Raw genomic sequence first — 23,731 nt, 5'->3', positions numbered from 1 at the left:
ATGTTACGGTTGGACATCAACCTGGTTTTTACGATCATCAACCTTTTAATCTGGTATGCAATTATCCGTATTTTCCTCTTTAAGCCGATCAACAAAGTGATCGATAAACGGAATGCAGCCATTCAGGAAAAGTATGATGAGGCAAAAAAGATGCAGGAAGAAGCGCAGGCGGAGAAAGAGAAATACGCAGCCTGCCAGGATGAAATAGAAGTAGAGAAAAACAAGGTGCTGGATGCGGCGCGTGCGAGTGCACGTGAGGAAGGACGCCAGTTGATTGAAAACGCCCAGAAAGAGGCAGATAAAGTCATCCGTAAGGCGGGCGAGGATGCACGCCGGGAGAAGGATAAGATGCTCGAACAGGCGAAGCATGAAATTTTGTCGCTGGTTCTGGACGCGGCGGCTGGTTCGATGAACAAGAAGTCGGATGACAGCGCTCTTTATGATGAGTTTTTGAAGAAAGCGGGTACGACGGAGAATGAAGAAACTTGATGTCTATTTACAAGAAATAAAGAGGCAGAAGATTTCTGTCGATGATCTGCAGCATGCGGCTGAGATACTGGCTGCGACACCGCAGCTTCCGGCAGAGCTTGAAAATCCGGATTTGACCCGTGAGAAGCGGGAAGATCTGGTTCGTAGCCTGTTTCCGCTGGCAGTCCGGGGAATCATCGAGGTGCTGGCACAGGATCAGACAATGAAAATGATGCCGGATCTGATTAAGGAAGCGGAGGCGTTTGAAAAGCCGGATAAATATCTGCGCTGTGTGCTGGAATATGTCAAAGAGCCGGATGAAAAACAGGCAGCCGGAATCCGGAAATTTCTCTCGGAGAAATATCCGGGACGGGAACTCCGGATTGTGAAGGAAGAAAAGCCGGAGCTTGGAAGCGGTTTTATCCTCCGGGTCGGAAGTGAGGAATATGACTGGAGCACGGAGGGAAGAAAACGGGCACTGGCAGATAAATTAAAGAATCTGGTAAAAGAGCCGGATTCGGGTGATTTCCTTACCCAGAAGGGAATCATCGGGATTCTGAAAGGAAATCTGGATGGAATCGACATTTCAGCCCGTGAGATCGGTACGGTCAGCCGGGTGGGCGACGGCATCGCCTATGTGGATGGAATCGACCACGCAATGTATGGCGAGATCGTGGCGTTTGACGGTGATGTGAGAGGCATGGTACAGGATATCCGGTCGAAGGAGATCGGCTGCATCCTCTTTGGACATGCGAACACCATCGGAGAAGGAAGCCGCGCGATGCGGACTGGCAAGATGGCAGGTATCCCGGTTGGCGAGGGATTCTTAGGGCGTGTTGTAGATGCGCTGGGCAATCCGATCGACAATAAAGGGGAAATTGAGGCAGCCGGATACCGTCCGGTGGAGTCACCGGCGCCGGGTATTATCGAGCGTCAGTCAGTTGATACCCCGATGGAGACAGGTATCCTCTCGATCGATTCGATGTTCCCGATCGGACGCGGACAGCGTGAGCTGATCATTGGCGACCGCCAGACCGGTAAGACCTCGATCGCGGTGGATACGATGCTGAACCAAAAGGGAAAAGACGTGATCTGCATCTATGTGGCGATCGGTCAGAAGGCTTCAACGGTATCGAGACTGGTTCATACACTGGAAAAACACGGGGCGATGGAGTACAGCATCGTGCTGGCAGCGACGGCGAGTGATCCGGCGTCCTTACAGTATATCGCGCCGTATGCAGGAACGGCGCTGGCAGAATATTTCATGCATCAGGGAAAAGATGTTCTGATTGTCTATGACGATTTATCGAAACACGCGGTTGCGTACCGTGCACTGTCTCTTCTGATGGAACGTTCCCCGGGACGTGAGGCATATCCGGGCGATGTATTCTATCTGCATTCCCGTCTGCTGGAGCGCTCGGCGCGGCTTTCGGATGAGCTGGGCGGTGGTTCAATCACAGCGCTGCCGATTGTCGAGACACAGGCGGGCGATGTGTCGGCGTATATCCCGACCAACGTTATTTCCATCACAGATGGACAGATTTTCCTGGAAAGTTCGCTGTTCTTCGAGGGCATGCGCCCGGCGGTCAATGTAGGGCTTTCGGTATCGCGTGTCGGCGGCGCAGCGCAGACCAAGGCGATGAAGAAGGCAGCCGGAAGCGTACGTATCGACCTGGCACAGTACCGCGAGATGGAAGTATTTACACAGTTTAGCTCCGATCTGGATCCGGCGACTAAGGCACAGCTTACCTACGGCAGCGGTCTGATGGAGCTGTTAAAACAGCCGCTTGAGCATCCGCTCTCGATGGAAGAACAGGTTGTGATTCTGTATGCGGCGACGAGCCATCTGCTGGTAGATATTCCGAAGGAAAAGCTGAAGACATTCCAAGGCGGTCTTTACGAATATATGAGAAGCTCCTACCCGCAGGTGGGAGACGCACTCCGCACGACGAAGACACTCAGCGAGGATATCCAGCGCGAGATTGCGAAGGCGGTGGGCGAGTACAAGGCAAAATTCCTGAAAGCACAGGGAAATGCGCTGGAGGCAGCCACAGCGGATGCAAAATTGGATAAGCAGTAAGGCGGTGATGGAAGATGGCAGGACTCAGAGAGATCCAGAACCGGATCCGGAGTATTCAGGATACGCGCAAGATCACGAACGCGATGTACCTGATATCTTCGACGAAATTAAAGAAAGCCAGAAAAGAACTGGCAGAGACGGAGCCGTATTTCTATGCATTGCAAAATGTCATCCGGCGTATCCAGAGACATCTGCCGAATATGGAAAGTCCCTATTTTGAAAAAGAAGGGCACCAGTCGAAGAAAACGGGGCTGCTGGTTATTTCCGGCGATAAAGGGCTGGCGGGTGCTTATAACCATAACATCATGAAGATGGCGGATACATTTTTAAAGGATCCTTCCCGCGAGGTACATCTGTTTGTCATCGGTGAGACGGGGCGGCAGTTTTTTGCCTCCCAGCACATCCCGATTGAAGAAAATTTCCAGTATACGGCGCAGGATCCGACGTTTAACCGGGCAAGGTGGATTGCTGGAATGCTTCTGGAACGATATTTGTCGGGTGATTTGGATGAGATCCATGTCCTGTATACAAGAATGGAAAATGTGATGCAGAGTGTGGCGAAGGATAAAAGGGTGCTTCCGATTACCAAGCCGGATATGCACGGAATGGCGATTCCGGTCGATGTGCGGCTGGAGGAGTTTTCCCTCCGGCCAACGCCGGAGGAAGCGATGAATGCGATCGTTCCGAACTATGTAGCCGGATTTATCTATGGCGCGCTGGTTGAGTCGTTCTGCAGCGAGCAGAATGCCCGTATGATGGCGATGGATGCGGCGACGGATAATGCGGATGCACTTTTAAAAGATTTGAATACGATGTACAACCGGGCGCGGCAGGCGGCGATCACACAGGAGATCACCGAAGTATGCGGCGGCGCGGCTGCACAGAGACGAGAACGAGAAGAGGAGATGAGAGTGTGATGGGAGAACAGGCGGCAGAGACAAAAAAGACTGAAACCAGCCTGCCGGAAGGCAAGATTGTCCAGGTTTCCGGTCCGGTTGTCGATGTGAAATTTGAGAGCGGTCCCCTTCCGGAGATCCGGGACGCGCTCACAGTAGAAAATCAGGGAAAGACGTGTGTGATGGAAGCTGCCAAGCACATGGGAAATAATATCGTCCGCTGCATCATGCTGTCGGCAAGCGAGGGCTTGAGCCGTGACATGAAGGTAACACCGACGGGAGAAGGCATTTCCGTTCCGGTTGGCGAAAAGACGCTTGGACGTTTGTTTAATGTTTTAGGTGAGACGGTAGATGGAGGAGAAAAGCTGGATGGTGAGGAGCACTGGTGTATTCACCGGGATCCGCCGCCATTTGAGGATCAGAGCCCGGTCGCGGAGATTCTGGAGACGGGCATCAAGGTTATTGATCTTCTGGCGCCGTATTCCAAGGGCGGAAAAGTCGGTCTGTTTGGCGGCGCGGGCGTCGGAAAAACAGTCCTGATTCAGGAGCTGATCCGGAATATTGCGATGGAGCAGGGCGGTTATTCTATCTTTACGGGTGTCGGTGAGCGTTCCCGTGAGGGCAATGACCTCTGGAGTGAGATGAAGGCATCCGGTGTTCTGGAAAAGACAGCGCTCGTGTTTGGACAGATGAACGAGCCGCCGGGAGCTCGTATGAGAGTTGCAGAGACCGGGCTTACGATGGCAGAATATTTCCGTGACAAAATGCACCGGAATGTGTTACTATTTATCGATAATATTTTCCGTTATGTACAGGCAGGTTCGGAGGTTTCAGCGCTGCTTGGGCGTATGCCGTCGGCGGTTGGTTATCAGCCAACGTTAGCGAATGAGATGGGCGAGCTGCAGGAGCGGATTGCCTCGACGAAAGATGGTTCGGTCACTTCAATCCAGGCAGTCTATGTACCGGCGGATGATTTAACCGATCCGGCACCGGCGACGACCTTTACCCATCTGGATGCAACTACGGTTCTTTCCAGAAAGATCGTAGAACAGGGTATCTACCCGGCGGTCGATCCGCTGGAATCCTCGTCCCGTATTCTGGAACCGGATGTGGTCGGCGAAGAACACTATGAGACGGCCAGACGGGTGCAGGAGATTTTACAGAAATACAAGGAATTGCAGGATATTATCGCAATTCTGGGTATGGACGAGTTGTCTGAGGAAGATAAGCTGACCGTCGGCCGCGCAAGAAAGATACAGCGTTTCTTATCCCAGCCGTTCCACGTGGCGGAGAACTTTACTGGTGTACCGGGCAAGTATGTGCCGTTAAAGGATACCGTCAAGGGCTTTAAGGCAATTCTGGATGGTGAGATGGATGCGTACCCGGAGGCAGCATTCTTCAATGTCGGAACGATCGAGGATGTAGTGGCAAAGGCGAAGGCTTTAGAGAAACAGGAGGCGTAGGAACGGATGGCAGATTTTCATGTAAAAATCATATCCAGTAACCGGACATTCTATGAGGGAGTCTGCCACTGTCTGATCCTTCCGGCGGTGGACGGTGAGATGGCTGTCATGGCACACCATGAGAGCGAGATCGTGGCAGTCAAAGCGGGAGAAATGCGTTTCCAGGCGACAGAGGACGGTCCGTGGGAGGCGGCAGTCGTCGGGCAGGGCTTCTGTGAGATCGCCAACAATCGTGTTATGTTGCTGGCAGATACGATCGAGAAACCGGAGGAGATCGACCGGATCCGGGCGCAGGAGGCATTAGAGCGTGCGAAAGAGCGGCTGCGCCAGAAACAGAGTATTTCCGAGTATTACAGCACCCGCGCGGCGATGGCGAGAGCGCTGGTTCGTCTGAAAGAGACGGAAAAATTCGTAAACTAGGTATTTCAGAGACAGATTTGAGTCTGTTTTATGCCTGTGAATGAAAAAAATATGATTCTGTGGCAGATGCGGTTCAGAAAGAAATGACAGAAAATCAGTAAGAATGGAGAACAGGGCATGACATTACTTCAGTTAAAATACGTGGTGGAGGTGGCGGCAGCCGGAACCATCAGCGGGGCGGCAAAAAAACTTTATATTGCACAGCCGAGCCTCACGGCGGCGATCAAGGAACTGGAGCATGAGATTGGATTTTCCCTGTTTACCCGCACGAACAAGGGCGTGGTGATTTCCCCGGACGGGGAAGAATTTCTGGGGTATGCGAGACAGGTGATCGAGCAGGCAAACCTGATCGAGGAGCGCTATTTTGGCGCTGTGCCGCAGAAACGCCAGTTCTGTGTCTCCACCCAGCACTATTCCTTTGCCGTTGAGGCGTTTGTCGATCTGATCCGCGAGTACGGCGGAGAAGAGTACGATTTCCGTATCCGCGAGACGCAGACGTATGAGCTGATTGAGGATGTGGCGAAGCTTAGGAGCGAGGTTGGCGTGCTGTATCTGAACCGTTTTAACGAGACGGTGATCCGCAAGACGCTGCGGGAACACGACCTCAAATTTACGCGGCTTTTTATGGCAAAACCACATGTATTTATCGGTGCGGCCAATCCGCTTGCAAGCCGCAGTTCCATCACCCTGTCAGATTTGGAACCTTATCCGCGTCTGTCCTATGAGCAGGGCGAGCACAATTCCTTTTATTTCTCCGAGGAGATCCTCAGCACGCTGGACAGCCGCAAGGACATCCTGGTGTCCGACCGCGCGACCCTGTTTAATCTTCTGATCGGGCTGAATGGGTATACGATCTGCAGCGGTGTCATCAATGAGGAACTGAACGGACCGAATATTGTAGCGATTCCGCTTGATGTGGACGATTATATGGAGATCGGTTACATTACCCACAATCGCGTGACACCGGGACGGTTTGCGGGACTGTATATTGAGGCGTTGAAGCGGAGAGTGGGAGTGCCGGTTTCCAAAGTGTCTACCCGTGAACCAATAACCAGAATTCCTGTTTCCGACAGGTGATTTTTTTGGTTTGACTTTTTTTAAAACAGGAAATTAATAATACCGAAACGAGTAGCAAATGAGCGTAAATCCAGCTTTTGCTGCTCTTTTTTATTATTCCATAAAGAATGTGCCAAGGTGCATTTTTTATTAAATTTCATAAAAATGCCATTAAAAAGTGTGTTGCAAAATAAATGCTTTTGAAATAAAGTCTTCCGGAATGGGAAAACATGAGTCAATCCGAGAGTTTTACAGAAAATATTCAAGGAATGTGCATAACCTATATTTGCTGTCACAGAAAGATGTGGGGAAAGAGGAAAATTTATTGTTGAAACCGTTTTATTTGCTGCCATTTTTAATGTGACAAATCGAAATCTTTTGCCGAAGATAGATTTACACGGAAATAGGAACGAAATCGGAAAGAGGATGATAGAATGCGGCAGAATAGAGGAATGATTTCATGTCAGCGTCCATAATCGGCACTTTCTTTTTGTAAGAAATGTGGTATACTCGATAGAACATGAAAACCATATTAAAAAAGGTGAAAAGCAGAATGAATCATATTTCAATTACAACCCTGGAAGCGCCGGAGCTGGATATCTACGCCCGGCTGAGCGAGGGGCAGTTATTTCATTATAATGAACCAAAGGAAGGTCTTTTCATTGCGGAAAGCCCGAAGGTCATCGGGCGGGCGCTTGACGCGGGATATGAGCCGGTTTCTTTTCTGATGGAAGAACGCCATATCGAGACAGAAGGGCGGGAGATTCTGGAACGCCCGGTGTGTGCGGGAGTGCCTGTGTTTACGGCACCATTTGATGTGCTGACGCGCCTGACCGGCTTTAAACTGACGCGCGGGATGCTGTGTGCGGTGAAACGGAAGAAAATGCCGGGGATCGAGGAAATCTGTGCAGGTGCCAGACGGATTGCGATTCTTGAGAATGTAGAAAATCCTACGAATGTGGGGGCGATTTTCCGGTCAGCGGCGGCGCTCTTTATGGATGCGGTGCTTCTGACACCGGGATGCAGTGACCCGCTGTACCGCCGCGCAAGCCGTGTCAGTATGGGAACAGTGTTTCAGGTGCCGTGGACGTACATTCCGAAGGGCGACTGGGCGGAGAACAGTATGGAAGCGCTTAAGAAGCTGGGATTTCGCACGGCGGCGATGGCGCTCAGTGACCGTTCCGTGAGTATCGCGGATCCGGCGCTTTCGCAGGAAGAAAAATTAGCGATCATTCTCGGAACCGAGGGTGACGGGTTGGCGGCATCGACGATCGCGGCGTGCGATTACACTGTGAAAATTCCGATGTCACACGGCGTGGATTCGCTCAACGTGGCAGCAGCGAGTGCAGTGGCGTTCTGGCAGCTGGGCATGGGAAACAGGAAATAAAGTTCTGGCTGTGTAAAAAAAATGTACATTGTTTAAATGCGTTTCAAATGCCAGAAATGAGTGCGGAAATGGATGGAAAGAATCGTTTGGAGGAAGGAGAAAATAGAATGAAGTGTCCAAAATGCGGACAGGAGGCAGTTGGAAATTTTTGCAGTAACTGCGGAACTCCGCTTGTAAATGATACAGTACGCCGAGAACAGGAAACGGTGGGAAGAAAGCCGGAAAATAGCTATGACGACGGTGATTCAGAACAGCGGAATCCAGCTCGGATGGAATCGGATGAGAAAAAGGCGGAATCCGGCTCTGGATCGAAACGAAACAGTCAGGAAAAGCGGAGCAGCCAGAGTCAGGACGCACAGAAGCGTGAGGAAGAGCGCCGCGACAATGAACGCTGCCAATCCCAGGCACAGGAGGATGCCCGCCGCGACCGTGAAGCGGCATCGCGCAGACGACAGGGCGCGAGACGTTCTTCTTCCAGCGCGAAAGAGGATAAGCGGGATGCAAAACAGCAGAAGCAGATGGAAAAACGCCTTCATGCTCTGGAGTCGGAGCGGGAGCGCTCAGAGCGTCAGAAAAATCGGATGGAGCGCAGCCACCAGCGGGAACTGGAACGCCAGTCCCGGGAGGCAGAGCGCGCCAGACGGGCGGCGGAGCGCAGTGAGGCGCATACGCAGAGTGACTCAAATGACGGTCCGTCCGTGCTGGATGTGACGGCAGCCGGAGTAACCGGCGTGGTTGTGCTGATGGCGCGCGTGATGCAGGCAGCCAGTTTTCTTCTGATGGCGGGAATCACCTGGGCGAATGCGAAGGCATTTCGGTATGGCGGCGACGATCTGGGCTATATCGGAACTATGATTACCGAGGAAAATTATGGTCTGGGACTCTATGTAGGGATTGGCGTATTTCTGGTACTGATGGGCGCGATCTGGTGCTTGTGGATTCTGTCAGGCAAGCACGCGGGTGGTAAAGTACGGCTGCAAAAATACGATACGGGGCGCGGATTTATCCCGTTTATAATCATCCTTGTTCTGGTATTAGTAGCCGGTCCGGCAGCGTACCTGATGCCGAAGAATGCGGGCAGCTTACAGCCGATTGTAGACGGCGGCTATGCGGCGCTGGAGGCGATCAATGCGAACCACGGATTTCTGCTGTTCTGCAGCATCGGAGGCGCGATCCTTTCGTTTATCCGGAAAATGCTGCTGGTATAATTTTATAATTCATCTAATTGCCCGAACTGATACCCCATTTCCTCCCATTTTGCCAGAAGTTCATCGAGAATCTGAGCGTTGGTCTGCGAAGTGCTGTGCAGAAGGACGATCGCGCCGGGGTGGATGCGCGTCAGAAGCTTGGAAAATGCTTCTTCTTTGGATGGCTGCTGATCCTGCATCCAGTCCACATAGGCGAGACTCCAGAAAAAGGTCTTGTAGCCGAGCTCCTTTGCCATCTGCAGGTTCGATTCACTGTATTTGCCCTGCGGCGGACGGTAATATTTTTTCATTGTCTGCCCGGTGACGGACTGGTAGAGTGTTTCCAGGGCAGTCAGCTCCTTTTCAAATGCTGCTTTGTCGGAAATGCGGGACATATCGGGATGGTGATACGTGTGGTTGGCGACGGTGTGACCCTCTGCGATCATCTGTTTTACCAGTTCAGGACTGGTTTCGAGATAGTTGCCGACGACGAAAAAGGTTGCCGGGACATGGTGTTTTTTCAGTGCTTCCAGAATGGCAGGTGTGCAGCCGTTTTCATATCCGGCGTCGAAGGTCAGATAGATGACGGGCTTGGAGGTATCGCCTACATAGAAAGCATCAAAATTTTTTAAAGTGTCGGCGGAGGCATTGCCGACCGGTGTCTGCCCTGGACTGGGAAATCCAAGTCCCCAGTTTCCATCTGCGGAAACCGGAATCGAATCGGAATCAAAGGCAGGTGGGAGCGAGCCACAGGCGATAACAGGCGCTGAAACCGTGTGCCCGGATGGACGGCGCAGGAAATGTGCGGCAGTCTGCCCGGCGAAGAAAGCGATGGCAAACAGGGCGGGAACCAGCAGCGGGGAAATGATGTGCCGGAAACGTGATGGAACAAAATGCATGGGAAAATGAATGAACATGATGTGACCTGAAAGATATATTTTCATAAATATATGAAAGAAGGGGGAACATCATGTTTTTATTATAATTTGGTGTCCGTGAAATGCACCGAATCGGAAAAACCAAGCGGTACCATATAACAAATTTTATGTGCTGACATAACAAATTAATGCTTGTCATGCCCTTTGTACCTATGTTATTATTATAACGATGCTTAGATGAGATGCTCCGAACCCTTGAACAAGGGGAGCTGGATGAAAAGCAGATTATGAAATTATGATGAAATAAATAAGAGAAACAAGGAGGATGTTGAAGGATGAAGCCTTATAGCGAGATGACGAAAGAAGAACTTCTGGAACTTAAGCGTGATCTGAGCGATCAGTACCGGGAGTTTCAGGGCAAGAATCTGACGCTGGATATGTCACGCGGTAAGCCAAGTGCAGAGCAGCTTGATTTATCGATGGGAATGATGGACGTACTGAGCAGCGACAGTGATCTGACCTGCGAAGATGGGACAGACTGCCGCAATTACGGCGGTCTGGACGGTATCAGCGAGGCGAAGGAGCTGTTAGCGGATATGATCGAGGTTCCGGCTGACAATATCATTATCTATGGAAACTCCAGCCTGAACGTAATGTACGACACCATCTCCCGTTCTGTGACTCATGGCGTTATGGGAAATACCCCGTGGTGCAAGCTTGACAAGGTTAAATTCCTGTGTCCGGTACCGGGATATGACAGACATTTCTCCATTACTGAATATTTTGGCATCGAGATGATCAACATTCCGATGACCGCAGATGGTCCGGATATGGATCTGGTAGAGCAGTATGTGACAACCGACCCGACCGTAAAGGGAATCTGGTGCGTTCCGAAGTACTCTAACCCGACCGGCAATTCCTACTCCGATCAGACGGTACGCCGTCTGGCACGCATGCATCCGGCTGCTCCGGATTTCCGTATCTACTGGGACAATGCATACGGTATCCATCATTTATATGACGATGAGCAGGATCATGTGCTGGAGATTCTGGCAGAATGTAAGAAAGCCGGTAACCCGGATATGGTTTACAAATTCTCTTCAACTTCCAAGATTACCTTCCCGGGTTCTGGTATTGCGGCAATCGCAACTTCCCACAACAACCTGGACGATATCAAGAAGCAGTTAAAGATCCAGACTATCGGTCATGATAAGGTGAATCAGCTCCGCCACGTGCGTTTCTTCAAGGATATCCACGGCATGGTAGAGCACATGAGAAAGCACGCCAACATCCTGCGTCCGAAATTCGAGGCTGTTGAGAACATTCTCGACCGCGAGCTGGGCGGACTGGAGATCGGTACCTGGACAAAACCGCACGGCGGCTACTTCATTTCCTTTGATTCACTGAACGGCTGTGCGAAGGAGATCGTTGCGAAGTGCAAGAAAGCAGGCGTTGTCATGACCGGAGCCGGTGCAACTTATCCATATGGCAAGGATCCGGAGGATCGCAACATCCGTATTGCTCCATCTTATCCGCCGCTGCAGGATCTGATCACTGCAACCGAGCTGTTTGCACTCTGCGTCAAGCTGGTCAGTGTCAACAAGCTGTTAGAGGAAATGTAATATTAAACCAAGAAGTACAGGAATTGTATGGGTATGTCGAAGGACCGCTGCCCATACAATTCTTTTTTCGGAGAAAAAGTGATGATAAAGGAAAAGTTATCCCTGATCTGGGGAAAGTTTGTAAACAGGGAGACGATATCGTATCTGATATTCGGCGTTCTGACGACGCTGGTGGACTGGATTTCCTATGCGGTTTTTCGCCACAACGGCATGAACTACCGTATGGCGACGATCTGCTGTCAGGCGGCGGCGATCCTGTTTGCATATGTGACAAACAAGATCTGGGTATTCCGAAGCTACAATTTCCGCCCTGTATATCTTCTTAAGGAAATGGCTTCGTTTTTCTCCTGCCGTATTCTCACATCGGTGTTCACGTATGTGGCGATGATCGTGATGGTAGACGGCATGGGAATCAAACAGGATATGATCTGTAAGATTGTGGTATCAGCGATCTCGCTGGTGCTGAATTATATTTGCAGTAAATTATTTATTTTCAAAAAGAAAGAATCCTCGAAATAGGGCTGTGTGGAGAAATGACAGCGGAAATGGATGCTGAAGTCAGACCGGAAAAGCCGGAAAGAGTAGAGAAAACGCCGCCTGAACAGGATTCTGGATGGAGGGAAGATGGAGCAAAGAGAACGAGACGAAAGTTCCAGTAAACTGGAAGAAGCACTCAGGGAGCTTACGGGAGCGGAAACAACGGGGAAAATAGAGGAGTATGAGAACGAGCGGGAAGGTGCGGACGTGGATTCGGAGATCGCTTGTACAGATATGAGACGTGCTGAACGAATGCCTGCCTGGAGACAGGAAGAAGATGCCAGAAAATCTAAACTTTCAGAGTCCAGAGCAGATGTCGTTAATGAGTTGAATGACGATGACTGGGAGCAGGAAGAATTAGATGAATTAGATGAGTGGGATGAACCAGAGAAATCACCCCGCGGAATGGGGCGCCTGGCTGCGGTTTTCCGTCCGTCGGATGATCTCCTGGCGGCATTTTTCCTGCCGGTGGTGATTTTGATCCTGATTTTTGCATACCGCGGTATTTTCCCCTTTGGGCAGGAAAGCTTCCTGCGGACGGATATGTACCACCAGTATGCGCCGTTTTTCTCGGAATTCCGGCATAAGCTTTTAAGTGGCGAGAGCCTGCTTTACAGCTGGGATGTCGGCATGGGCGTAAACTTTGCCGCGCTCTATGCGTACTATCTGGCGAGCCCGTTTAACTGGCTGCTGCTGTTATGCCCGTCGTCCCTGATTATCGAATTTATGACCTACATGATCGTGTTCAAGAGCGGTCTGGCGGGTCTTTCGATGGCGTGGTATCTGAAAAAGCACACGGGTTCACAGAAGTTTGGAGCGTGCTATTTCGGCGTATTCTATGCGCTGTCCGGCTATATGGCGGCGTATAGCTGGAATATCATGTGGCTGGACTGCATCGTGCTGCTGCCGCTGATCCTGCACGGCCTGGAGCGGCTGGTGCGCGAAAAAAAAGGGCTTTTTTACTGCCTGATGCTGGGACTTTCAATCCTGTCCAACTACTATATATCAATTATGATATGCCTCTTCATGGTGATTTACTATGTGGCGCTCCTGTTTCTGGAGAAACGGCCGGGATGGAAAGATTGTCTGCACAGCTTTTTCCTGTTTGGTGTGTATTCGCTTCTGGCGGGTGCGCTGGCGGCTGCGGTGCTTCTTCCGGAGATTGCGGCGCTGCAGAGTACGGCGTCTGGCGATTTTAATTTTCCGACCACACTGGAAATCTACTTCCCGATCTTTGACATGATCGCGCGGCACATCGGAAATGTACAGGTGGAGACGGGACTCGACCATTGGCCGAACCTCTACTGCGGCGTGGCAGTTTACATTTTCATGGGGTTGTATTTTCTGAACCGCCGGATTGCGATCCGGGAAAAGGTTGTGTACGGTGTGCTGTTGCTCTTTTTCTATGCCAGCTTTTCGTTCAATGTGCTGAATTTTATCTGGCATGGCTTCCATTACCCGAACAGCCTGCCGTGCCGCCAGTCGTTTATCTATATCGCGCTGGTGCTGACGATGTGTTTCCGGGCGTATCTATATCTGGATGAAATATCCAAACGGCAGTTTGCCGGGGTGACATCCGCCGCGATTGGCTACGTGATTCTGGCAGAAAAGCTGGTGACGGACGATGCGTTTGAGCCAGTTGTCTGGTATGTGGCAGTGGTGCTTCTGCTGCTGTATCTGGGCGTCTTTTATTTCTATCAAAATAAAGAACATTTCGCGTTCACGGCGGCGCTTCTGGCGATGGCTCTGGTAAGTGTGGAGGCGCTTGCCAATATGGCGGCAACGAGCATTCCGACGACGAGCCGGACTGATTATGTGGCAGACAATCAGGATGTTGCAGCGGTGACAGAGCCGCTCAAAAAGACGGAATTTTACCGGATTGATAAAACGAATGCGCGCACGAAAAATGATGGCGCGTGGATGCATTTTCCATCCGTATCACTGTTTTCATCGGTGGCAAATGCCGGGGTGACGGATTTCTTCAAACAGATGGGCTGCGAAGGTTCGACGAACGCATACAGCATCGTGGGAAGTACGCCGCTGGTGGATTCGTTATTTTCAATCAAATATGCACTCTATGAGGGTAAGCAGGACAATCCGCGCCTGTCGCTCTATGCATTTTCAGGTGACACGTACCTCTATGAGAATCCGTGGACGCTGCCGCTCGGCTTTATCCTGCCGGACATAGTGGAAACGGGCTGGAAGCGCGATCTTTCTTCGCCGGCGGATGTCCAGAATGATTTATCGGATGTGCTGGGCGTGCCGGAGTGCCTGATTTTCACGGGCGGGGAGGAGCAGGGGAATCGTTTTTCCTTTACAGCACCGGAAGATGGGGAGTATTATATAAGTGTCGCAAACCGTCAGATTGATTCGGTTAAACTGGATGTCGGCGGGGAGAGCCGCAGCATTGATACGTTGAAACGCGGGTATCTGGTGGAAACCGGATATGTGAAGGCAGGCACATTGATTCTGCTGGAGAGCAATGACAGTGCCGGAAGCATGGACGCGAGCGCGTACCGCTTTGACGAAGCCGGGCTGCGTGCGCTCTATGAGCGCCTCAACCAGCATCCATTTGAACTGGAAACATTGGGCGAGGAGGCGATGAAGGGCACGATCGACGCGGGCGAGGGCGGAACGCTGTTCCTCACGATCCCGTATGACGAGGGCTGGACGGTCACGGTGGATGGAAAAGAAGCTATCACGCGTCCGGTCTGGAAGGCATTTACCGGCGTGGAACTGACGGCGGGAACCCATACGGTGGAACTCAGGTATTATCCGCAGGGACTGCATGAGGGACTGCTGATCAGCGGAGGTGCGCTGTTTGTGCTGGCGGTGATTGTGGCTTCTATGTATATAAGGAAGAAGAAGCAGGGGAAAACTTCTGCAAAAATGAGAAGAACGGTGGAAAAAGAGCCGGATGGCGATTTGAAACTGAGAAATTGAGATACAAAATTTATAGAAAAGAGGTTAAAATCATGAAAAAGCTGGAAGAATATGTAAGAAGCATTCCGGACTTCCCGGAGCCGGGTATCATTTTCCGCGATATTACTACGATTTTACAGGATGCAGACGGACTGCAGCTTGCGATCGACGGAATCCAGAAATCCTTAGAGGGCGTGGATTATGATATCGTGGTTGGTCCGGAGTCCCGCGGGTTTATTTTTGGCGTGCCGGTTGCATATGCGATGCACAAGGGATTCGTGCCAATCCGCAAGAAAGGCAAACTGCCGTGCAAGACGGTATCTGTAAGCTACGATCTGGAGTATGGCAGCGCGGTTCTGGAGATGCATGAGGATGCCATTAAACCGGGACAGAAGGTAGTTATCGTTGACGACCTGATCGCAACCGGCGGAACGACCGAGGCGATTGTCAAGCTCATCGAGAAGATGGGCGGAGAGGTTGTAAAAATCTGCTGCGTGATGGAGTTGGCAGGCTTAAAGGGACGCGAAAAACTGAACGGATATGCGGTGGATGCCCTAATTACCTATGAGGGGAAATAGGTAACGGTTCACGGGTAGGCACTTTTGGAACCGAAAGTGCCGTAAGAAAACGTGGTGGCAGCAGGAATTTGCCGTATTTAAATGCGAAGCCACGGCAAATTCCGTTACTGGGCACGTATGCGTGAACAGTAACAAAATAGTTTGCCGTTGCATTTTTTGTCAAATATTCGTATAATAGGGGTATTCTATATAATATTTTATTTCATTTGCGTGAACCGCTTTCCGGATCCCGAACGGCAGGCGTTTCAGTTATCTACGGAAGGGTCAGGAGGCATATATGGGAAATTTGGATAAAATAAAAAAGCTGGATCAGGAAATTGAAGCGCCGGCGGATTTTACGAGTCCGGAGGTACTGTATAATGAGTTGATTGCCGCCATTCGCAAGTACCATCCGTCGGATGACATCAGCATGATTGAGAAAGCGTACCAGATCGCGTATGACGCACACAAGGACCAGAGGCGTAAATCAGGTGAACCGTATATCATTCATCCGCTCTGTGTGGCGATCATTCTGGCGGATCTGGAGCTGGATAAAGAGACTCTGGTGGCAGGTATCCTGCACGATGTCGTGGAAGATACGGTCATGACAGAGGAGGAGATCACGGCGATCTTTGGCGAGGAGGTAGCACTTTTAGTAGACGGTGTTACCAAGCTGACCCAGATCTCGTGGACGATCGATAAAGTAGAGATTCAGGCGGAAAACCTGCGTAAGATGTTCTTAGCGATGGCGAAGGACATCCGGGTTATCCTGATTAAGCTGGCAGACCGTCTGCACAATATGCGGACGCTTCAATATATGAAGCCGGAAAAACAGAAAGAAAAGGCGCGTGAAACGATGGATATCTACGCGCCTATTGCTGATCGTCTTGGTATTTCCAAGATCAAGACCGAGCTGGATGATTTGTCTCTCAAATATCTCCAGCCGGAGGTTTACAAAGAATTGTCCGAAAAACTGGCGCTCCGTAAGGACACCAGGGAGGCGTTTATCCATAAGATTATGGATGAAGTCAAGAAACATATGGACGATGCGGGCATCGAAGCCAAGGTAGACGGCCGTGTGAAACATTTCTTCAGCATCTATAAAAAGATGGTAAACCAGGACAAGACGCTGGATCAAATCTATGATATTTTTGCGGTCCGGATTATCGTGGAGAGCGTGAAGGACTGTTATGCGGCGCTCGGTGTCATCCATGAGATGTACAAACCGATTCCGGGACGTTTTAAAGATTATATTGCCATGCCGAAACCGAATATGTACCAGTCGCTGCATACGACTCTGATTGGCAGCAGCGGACAGCCGTTTGAGATTCAGATCCGCACCTATGAGATGCACCGTACCGCTGAGTATGGTATCGCGGCACACTGGAAATATAAGGAGAGCGGCAGCAGCAAGGCGGCGATCGACAGCGCCGAGGCAAAGCTTTCCTGGCTGCGTGAGATCCTGGAATGGCAGCGGGATATGTCCGATAATAAAGAGTTCTTAAGTCTCTTAAAGAGTGATCTGGACCTCTTTACGGATGATGTATACTGCTTTACCCCGACGGGCGATGTCAAGAACCTGCCGAGCGGTTCCACCCCGATCGATTTTGCGTATTCGATCCACAGTGCGGTCGGCAACAAGATGGTTGGTGCCCGTGTCAACGGAAAATTGGTCAACATCGATTATGTCATTAAAAATGGTGACCGTGTCGAGATTATTACCTCCCAGAATTCCAAGGGACCGAGCCGCGACTGGCTGAAACTGGTTAAGAGCACACAGGCGAAGAATAAGATCAACCAGTGGTTCAAGAGCGAGCTGAAAGAGGACAATATCCTGCGCGGCCGTGCGCTTCTGGATAAATATTGTAAGGCGAAGGACATCAATTATTCAGAGTTAAATAAACCGGAATATATGGAAAAGGTCATGAAGCGCTATGCGTACCGTGACTGGGATTCCGTTCTGGCATCGATCGGACATGGCGCCCTCAAAGAGGGACAGGTCATCAACAAGATGCTGGATGAGCGCAACAAGAAGTTAAAGAAGGAAGTAACCGACACGACGATCCTCGATAACATGGCGTCGGATGGAAACAAGGTTCCGGTGATCGCAGCCGGGAAGTCGAAGAGTGGTATCGTTGTCAAGGGAATCCACGATCTGGCGGTTCGTTTTTCGAAGTGCTGCAGCCCGGTTCCGGGCGATGAGATCGTCGGATTTGTCACAAGGGGACGCGGTATCTCGATCCACCGGACGGACTGCATCAATGTGATGAATCTACCGCAGGAAGAGCGTGAGCGCCTGATTGAAGCCGAGTGGCAGCAGCCGGAAGCACAGACGGGCACGGAAAAATATTCCACCGAAATCAAGATCTATGCGAACAACCGCATCGGTATGTTTGTGGATATTTCCAAGGTATTTACCGAGCGCCAGATCGATATTACCTCGATGAATGTGCGGACAAGCAAGCAGGGCAAGGCGACGATCGTCATGACGTTCGATATTCACGGAATTGAGGAATTAAATAAATTATCTGATAAACTCAGACAGATTGAAGGAGTATTAGATATAGAGAGAACTGCCGGATAAGCGGTTCTCTCTATATTTCACAGGTACTTACACCCTGTGAAAGTTTCACATATTATTAGGAGGAAAAGATGGAGATAAAACGGCTGATCGTGGGAATGGTCCAGACGAACTGTTATATTGCGGTGCATCCGGAGACGAAAGAAGCTGTGATTGTCGATCCGGGCGATGAGGCGGCGCGGATCGAGGATGCACTGGCGCAGACCGGAGCGAAGGCAAAGGCGATTCTGCTGACTCATGGACATTTTGACCATGTGACGGCGATGGAAGAGCTGAGACGGGATCTGGGCGTGCCGGTCTATGCCTGTGAGCAGGAGCAGGCGGTCTTGGCGGATCCGGATAAGAACCTGTCCGTCCAGTTTCAGGGCGGCGGTCTGCATCTGAAAGCGGATATGCTTTTGAAGGATGGAGAGACGTTCGAGGCAGCGGGCTACACGTTCCAGATGCTTCATACACCGGGACATACAGAAGGTTCCTGTTGTTATTATGTAAAATCAGAGAAGGTGCTGTTTTCGGGAGATACCTTATTTGAAGGTTCTTACGGACGCATCGATTTCCCGACTGGAAGCGGACGTCAGATGATTCATTCGGTGGCAGATATCCTTCTGAACCTGCCGGATGATACGAATGTATATCCGGGACACATGGGATATACGACGATCGCCGACGAAAAACAGTACAATCCGCTGGCGGGATACAGGGGGCGCGAAGCATGATAGCGATTTTGTTAAATGACGCGTCCTTTGAACAGGATATCCGTGAGCTCCTGATGGCATTTTATCCGGGCGAGACATTTACGCACAAGGAAGAGGAAGCCGGGGAGGCGGAGCTGATTGTACGGGGAGTCCGGGACGGAAACTCGTTTTCACTGGATGTGACGCCGGTGAAGAAAGAAGCTGTTCACTTTGCTTTGATTTATCCGGATTTTTCCAACCGTTTTGAGACGAAAAATGAGATCAAACAGACGTTATACCGTCTTTTGAGTGCCCAGACCGGCAGAGAGCTTCCGTGGGGGACGCTTACCGGCATCCGTCCGACGAAGATTGCGCTCACGAAGCTGTATGATGGCTGGACGGACGAGCAGATCGAGACCTATATGCGCGAGACGTATTTCACCAGCAAGGAAAAGATCGATCTGAGCATCGACGTGGCGGAGCGCGAGAGACGCCTGCTGTCCACGATCGATTATGAGAATGGGTACAGCCTGTATGTGGGAATCCCGTTCTGTCCGACAACCTGCCTGTACTGTTCGTTTACGTCGTTTCCGATTGTGAAATGGGAAAAACGGATGGACCTCTACAAAGAGGCGCTTTTTAAGGAAATGGAATATGTGGCGGAGCAGATGAAGGATCGCCCGCTTTCGACCATCTATTTTGGAGGCGGCACACCGACCTCGTTAAATCCGCAGGATCTGGATGAGATCCTGACAAAGGTGGAAGAATTATTCCCGGTGGAACAGGCAGTTGAATTTACCGTTGAGTCGGGACGTCCGGACAGCATCACGCGCGAAAAGCTGCAGGTGCTCCGGAATCACGGCATTTCCCGTATTTCCATCAATCCGCAGACGATGAAGCAGGCGACGCTTGACCTCATCGGACGCCGTCATACGGTGGAGGATGTGAAGGAAAAATTCCTGCTGGCGCGGGAGTTGGGATTTGACAATATCAATATGGACCTGATCGTGGGTCTGCCGGAGGAGACGATCGACGATGTCCGCCAGACAATGGAGGAGATCAAGGCACTCAGACCGGACAGCGTGACGGTGCATTCGCTGGCGATCAAGCGCGCGGCGCGCCTGAATATCTATAAGGAGCGCTACGGAAATCTGAAGATTGTCAATACACAGGAGATGATTGACCTGACCGCGCAGTATGCCGAGGAGATGGGACTGAAACCGTACTATCTCTACCGCCAGAAAAATATGGCGGGCAATTTTGAAAATGTCGGTTATGCGGTTCCGGGCAAGGAATGTCTCTATAATATATTGATTATGGAAGAAAAACAGACGATCGCCGCCTGCGGTGCGGGAACGACTACCAAGGTTTATTTCCCGGCAGAAAACCGGATTGAGAGGGCGGAGAACGTCAAGGAAGTTGAGCAGTATATCGACCGGATCGATGAGATGATCGGGCGGAAAGAGAAGCTGCTTGGACGAAGAGAGTAAAAACGAAAAATTCACAGATACAGGGTGTCAGATGCAGAAAAACACTTTGTAACAGAGAAACATAAAAATCCAGTTTCCAGCATGGAAAAGTGAAGTTTTCTTTGCGCGGGAAATATGGTCGCAGAAAGACATAGAAGGAGTTTGACACATGGCTTTAAAGAAAAAACCAGTTACAGGCATGAAGGACATTCTTCCGGGCGAGATGGAGATCCGGGATTATGTGCTGAATATCATCAAAGATACCTACCGCGGATACGGCTTCTCGGCGATCGAGACTCCGTGCGTGGAGCACATTGAGAACCTGACCAGTAAGCAGGGCGGCGACAATGAGAAGCTGATCTTCAAGATTTTAAAGAGAGGCGAGAAGCTGAACGTCGAAGCAGCACAGACAGAGGCAGATGTCGTAGACGGTGGTCTCCGCTATGACTTAACTCTGCCGCTCAGCCGTTATTATGCAAACAATTCTGCTAATTTATCAGCGCCGTTCAAGGCGCTGCAGGTCGGAAGCGTATGGCGTGCCGATCGTCCGCAGAAGGGGCGTTTCCGTCAGTTTGTACAGTGTGATATCGATATTTTAGGTGATGCGACAAACCTGGCTGAGATCGAGGAGATTCTGGCGCTTACCAAGGCGCTGAAGCGCATCTGCCCGGACAAGGCATACACTGTCCGCGTCAATGACCGTGCGATCTTAAAGGGCATGGCAGATTACAGCGGATTTCCGGAAAATGAGACCGATAAGGTATTTATCATTCTCGATAAGATGGATAAGATCGGTCTGGACGGTGTCCGCGAAGAGCTGCTTGCAGAAGGTTATGCGCCAGAGGCGGTTGAGAAATACACCGGACTTCTGGCAGAGATTCAGAACGATGCGGCAGGCGTCCGCGCGCTGGGCGAGAAGCTCTCCGGCGTGATGGATCCGGCAAAGGCAGAGAATCTGGCAACGATCATGGAGACTGTTAAAGCGGTTGCAGACATCGAATTCGGTCTTGAATTTGACCCGACGCTGGTGCGCGGCATGGGCTACTATACCGGAACGATTTTTGAGGTTTCCATGGAAGGCTTCGGCGGCTCCGTTGCAGGCGGCGGACGTTACGACAAGCTGATCGGCAAATTTACCGGCGTCGATACACCGGCGTGCGGATTCTCCATCGGTTTTGAGCGTATCATCACGATCCTGATGGATTCCGGTTTCAAAGTACCGGAGTCAGCCGGCAAGAAAGCATTCCTGTATGAGAAAGGTTTAAGCGGCGAGCAGTTCCGTGCCGTCTTAAAGAAAGCACAGGAAGAGCGCGCTAACGGCACCCGCGTGGCAGTCGCACAGATGAACAAGAACAAGAAATTCCAGAAGGAGCAGCTGGCGAAGGACGGCTACGAGGAGATCGTGGAATTTTACAAAGACAGTTTGAAGTGATTCAGTTTTTGAATTTTTCAGATAAAACTATAATAAACGGAGGAAATACTATCATGGCAGAATCTATGGCAGGACTGAAACGTTCCCATCGCTGTACCGAGCTGGGAACTGCCAATATCGGTGAGAAAGTAACCGTTATGGGCTGGGTTCAGAAGAGCAGAAATAAAGGCGGCATTATTTTCGTGGATCTGCGGGATCGTTCCGGTATCCTGCAGCTGATCTTCGAGGAAGCTGACTGCGGCGCTGAGAGCTTTGCAAAGGCAGAAAAGCTGAGAAGCGAGTTCGTTATCGCTGTAACCGGACGCGTAGAGGCACGTTCCGGTGCAGTAAATGAAAACTTAAAGACAGGTGCGATTGAGATCCGCGCGGATTACCTCCGCATTCTGGCAGAGTCTGAGACACCGCCGTTCCCGATCGAGGAGAACTCCAAGACCAAAGAGGATCTTCGCCTGAAATACCGTTACCTGGATCTGAGACGTCCGGATATCCAGAGAAACCTGATGACAAGAAGCCGCGTGGCTATCCTGACCCGTGCATTCTTAGCAGAGGAAGGCTTCCTTGAGATTGAGACTCCGACTCTGATTAAAAGTACTCCGGAGGGCGCGAGAGACTACCTGGTACCGAGCCGTGTACATCCGGGCAGCTTCTATGCACTGCCGCAGTCTCCGCAGCTGTTAAAACAGCTTCTGATGTGTTCTGGATATGACCGCTACTTCCAGCTGGCACGCTGCTATCGTGACGAGGACTTAAGAGCCGATCGTCAGCCTGAGTTTACCCAGATCGATATGGAGCTTTCCTTTGTGGATGTGGAGGACGTTCTGGATGTCAATGAGCGTCTGTTAAAGAAGCTCTTCAAGGAGATCTGCAATTACGATCTGCAGCTTCCGATCCAGCGTATGACCTGGCGCGAGGCAATGGATCGTTTCGGTTCCGATAAGCCGGATCTGCGTTTCGGCATGGAGCTAAAAAACGTATCGGATGTAGTAAAAGACTGCGAGTTCGTTGTATTTAAGAGTGCACTGGAAAATGGCGGCTCTGTCCGCGGTATCAACGCAGAAGGACAGGGCGCTATGCCGAGAAAGAAGATCGATGCGCTGGTTGAGTACGCAAAAGGCTTTGGTGCAAAAGGTCTTGCATATCTGGCAATCCATGAGGACGGTACCTATAAGTGCTCCTTCTCCAAGTTCATGAAGCCGGAAGAGCTGGATGCACTGGTGGCTGCTATGGGCGGTAAGCCGGGCGATCTGCTTCTGTTCGCAGCTGACAAGGATAAAGTTGTATTTGATGTACTTGGAAACTTACGTCTGGAGATCGCTAGACAGCTTGACCTCTTAAAGAAGGATGATTTTAAGTTCCTGTGGGTAACCGAGTTCCCGCTGCTTGAATATTCAGAGGAAGAGGATCGCTACGTAGCTATGCACCATCCATTTACCATGCCGATGGAAGAGGATCTTCCGCTGATCGATACCGATCCGGGCAAGGTACGTGCAAAAGCATACGATATCGTCCTGAACGGTACCGAGATGGGCGGCGGTTCTGTCCGTATCCATCAGGCAGACATCCAGGAGAAGATGTTTGAGGTTCTTGGATTCACGAAGGAGAAGGCACAGGAGCAGTTCGGCTTCCTGTTAGATGCATTCAAGTACGGAGTACCGCCGCACGCTGGTCTGGCTTACGGTATGGACCGTATGGTTATGCTGATGGTCGGCGCAGACAGCATCCGCGACGTCATCGCATTCCCGAAGGTAAAAGATGCTTCCTGCCTGATGATGGAAGCACCGTCTCAGGTTGATCCGAAACAGCTTGAAGATCTTTCCATTGGTGTGGTCGAGAGCGATGAAGCGGAGAAGACCGAAGAATAAAATATAAGATATGGAACAGCCTGGGAAGACTGTGAAATAGAAAGCAAACAGGGCTGGATGAGAAATGCAGGGAAATACTGGATTTTGTCGGACAGTCCTGTTTTGCGTGTGAGATGAAAAAGTTCCATTTGTCCTTGGCAACTGAATATATAAATTGCTTGCATTGGGGAGCCCAGGAGGATGGAAAAGGACTCTCTTTTCTATATGTGGTAGAAACTATGAATCTTTTGTGAACCTATG

General features: G+C 50.8%; 18 protein-coding genes. 17 read left to right on the top strand and 1 reads right to left on the bottom strand.

All coding sequences use genetic code 11. The features are described from left to right. The 8 genes from DW085_RS04705 (at position 1) to DW085_RS04670 (ending at position 8,978) form a co-directional block, all read left to right on the top strand. Positions 1-489, top strand: coding sequence for an ATP synthase F0 subunit B (locus tag DW085_RS04705; protein WP_118491621.1), 489 nt, complete (start codon positions 1-3; stop codon positions 487-489). Continuing rightward, the gene (gene atpA, locus DW085_RS04700; RefSeq protein ID WP_118491619.1) at positions 476-2,548 is read left to right on the top strand and encodes a F0F1 ATP synthase subunit alpha; all 2,073 of its coding nucleotides are present in this window, start codon (positions 476-478) and stop codon (positions 2,546-2,548) included. The genes DW085_RS04705 and atpA overlap by 14 nt, the downstream gene beginning before the upstream one ends. Positions 2,549-2,562: 14 nt before the next feature. Further along, positions 2,563-3,465 (top strand): ATP synthase F1 subunit gamma, encoded by a 903-nt coding sequence (gene atpG, locus DW085_RS04695; protein ID WP_107000517.1) that lies wholly within the window; start codon positions 2,563-2,565, stop codon positions 3,463-3,465. Positions 3,466-3,506: 41 nt separating this feature from the next. After that, positions 3,507-4,907 (top strand): F0F1 ATP synthase subunit beta, encoded by a 1,401-nt coding sequence (atpD, locus tag DW085_RS04690; RefSeq protein ID WP_107000980.1) that lies wholly within the window; start codon positions 3,507-3,509, stop codon positions 4,905-4,907. Positions 4,908-4,913: 6 nt separating this feature from the next. Beyond that, complete coding sequence (gene atpC / locus DW085_RS04685; protein WP_118491617.1) at positions 4,914-5,327, top strand: ATP synthase F1 subunit epsilon; 414 nt, start codon at positions 4,914-4,916, stop codon at positions 5,325-5,327. A 117-nt stretch (positions 5,328-5,444) separates the two neighbouring features. Further along, positions 5,445-6,404: a LysR family transcriptional regulator gene (locus DW085_RS04680; protein ID WP_118468162.1), complete on the top strand. Its 960-nt coding sequence runs from the start codon at positions 5,445-5,447 to the stop codon at positions 6,402-6,404. Between the two features lie 532 nt (positions 6,405-6,936). Beyond that, positions 6,937-7,770, top strand: a complete 834-nt coding sequence (locus DW085_RS04675; protein ID WP_118491615.1) for an RNA methyltransferase — start codon at positions 6,937-6,939, stop codon at positions 7,768-7,770. Between the two features lie 107 nt (positions 7,771-7,877). Further along, a complete protein-coding gene (locus DW085_RS04670) occupies positions 7,878-8,978 on the top strand; it encodes a zinc ribbon domain-containing protein (protein ID WP_118491613.1) in 1,101 nt (366 codons plus the stop codon). Positions 8,979-8,980: 2 nt separating this feature from the next. On the opposite strand, the gene DW085_RS04665 is transcribed toward DW085_RS04670, so the two are convergent. Next, a complete protein-coding gene (locus DW085_RS04665; protein WP_243033930.1) occupies positions 8,981-9,874 on the bottom strand; it encodes a polysaccharide deacetylase family protein in 894 nt (297 codons plus the stop codon). Between the two features lie 296 nt (positions 9,875-10,170). Between DW085_RS04665 and DW085_RS04660 the strand changes: the two genes are divergently transcribed. From DW085_RS04660 to aspS, 9 genes are all read left to right on the top strand, one after another. After that, complete coding sequence (locus tag DW085_RS04660; protein ID WP_107000512.1) at positions 10,171-11,457, top strand: aminotransferase class I/II-fold pyridoxal phosphate-dependent enzyme; 1,287 nt, start codon at positions 10,171-10,173, stop codon at positions 11,455-11,457. An 81-nt stretch (positions 11,458-11,538) separates the two neighbouring features. After that, positions 11,539-11,976 carry a GtrA family protein gene (locus DW085_RS04655; RefSeq protein WP_107000978.1) on the top strand — a complete coding sequence of 146 codons (438 nt, stop codon included), beginning with the start codon at positions 11,539-11,541 and terminating at the stop codon, positions 11,974-11,976. Between the two features lie 105 nt (positions 11,977-12,081). Further along, on the top strand, positions 12,082-14,937 hold the full coding sequence (locus DW085_RS04650) for a YfhO family protein (protein ID WP_118491611.1): 2,856 nt from the start codon (positions 12,082-12,084) through the stop codon (positions 14,935-14,937). Positions 14,938-14,969: 32 nt separating this feature from the next. Beyond that, the gene (locus tag DW085_RS04645) at positions 14,970-15,494 is read left to right on the top strand and encodes an adenine phosphoribosyltransferase (RefSeq protein WP_022359322.1); all 525 of its coding nucleotides are present in this window, start codon (positions 14,970-14,972) and stop codon (positions 15,492-15,494) included. Positions 15,495-15,771: 277 nt separating this feature from the next. Further along, a complete protein-coding gene (locus DW085_RS04640; RefSeq protein WP_022359323.1) occupies positions 15,772-18,057 on the top strand; it encodes a bifunctional (p)ppGpp synthetase/guanosine-3',5'-bis(diphosphate) 3'-pyrophosphohydrolase in 2,286 nt (761 codons plus the stop codon). 68 nt (positions 18,058-18,125) lie between these two features. Next, the gene (locus tag DW085_RS04635) at positions 18,126-18,770 is read left to right on the top strand and encodes an MBL fold metallo-hydrolase (RefSeq protein ID WP_022359324.1); all 645 of its coding nucleotides are present in this window, start codon (positions 18,126-18,128) and stop codon (positions 18,768-18,770) included. Then, positions 18,767-20,218 carry a coproporphyrinogen dehydrogenase HemZ gene (gene hemZ, locus DW085_RS04630; RefSeq protein WP_022359325.1) on the top strand — a complete coding sequence of 484 codons (1,452 nt, stop codon included), beginning with the start codon at positions 18,767-18,769 and terminating at the stop codon, positions 20,216-20,218. The genes DW085_RS04635 and hemZ overlap by 4 nt, the downstream gene beginning before the upstream one ends. Before the next feature lie 148 nt (positions 20,219-20,366). Next, a complete protein-coding gene (gene hisS / locus DW085_RS04625; RefSeq protein ID WP_118491609.1) occupies positions 20,367-21,629 on the top strand; it encodes a histidine--tRNA ligase in 1,263 nt (420 codons plus the stop codon). A 53-nt stretch (positions 21,630-21,682) separates the two neighbouring features. Then, positions 21,683-23,491 (top strand): aspartate--tRNA ligase, encoded by a 1,809-nt coding sequence (gene aspS / locus DW085_RS04620; RefSeq protein ID WP_107000508.1) that lies wholly within the window; start codon positions 21,683-21,685, stop codon positions 23,489-23,491. The last annotated feature ends 240 nt before the right edge of the window (positions 23,492-23,731 follow it).

The sequence above is a fragment of the Clostridium sp. AF50-3 genome (assembly GCF_003477445.1).
In the GTDB taxonomy this organism is placed as follows: Bacteria; Bacillota; Clostridia; order Lachnospirales; family Lachnospiraceae; genus Otoolea; species Otoolea fessa.
Note: the sequence above shows the minus strand (reverse complement) of the source record. Positions and strands in the feature narration are given on the sequence as shown.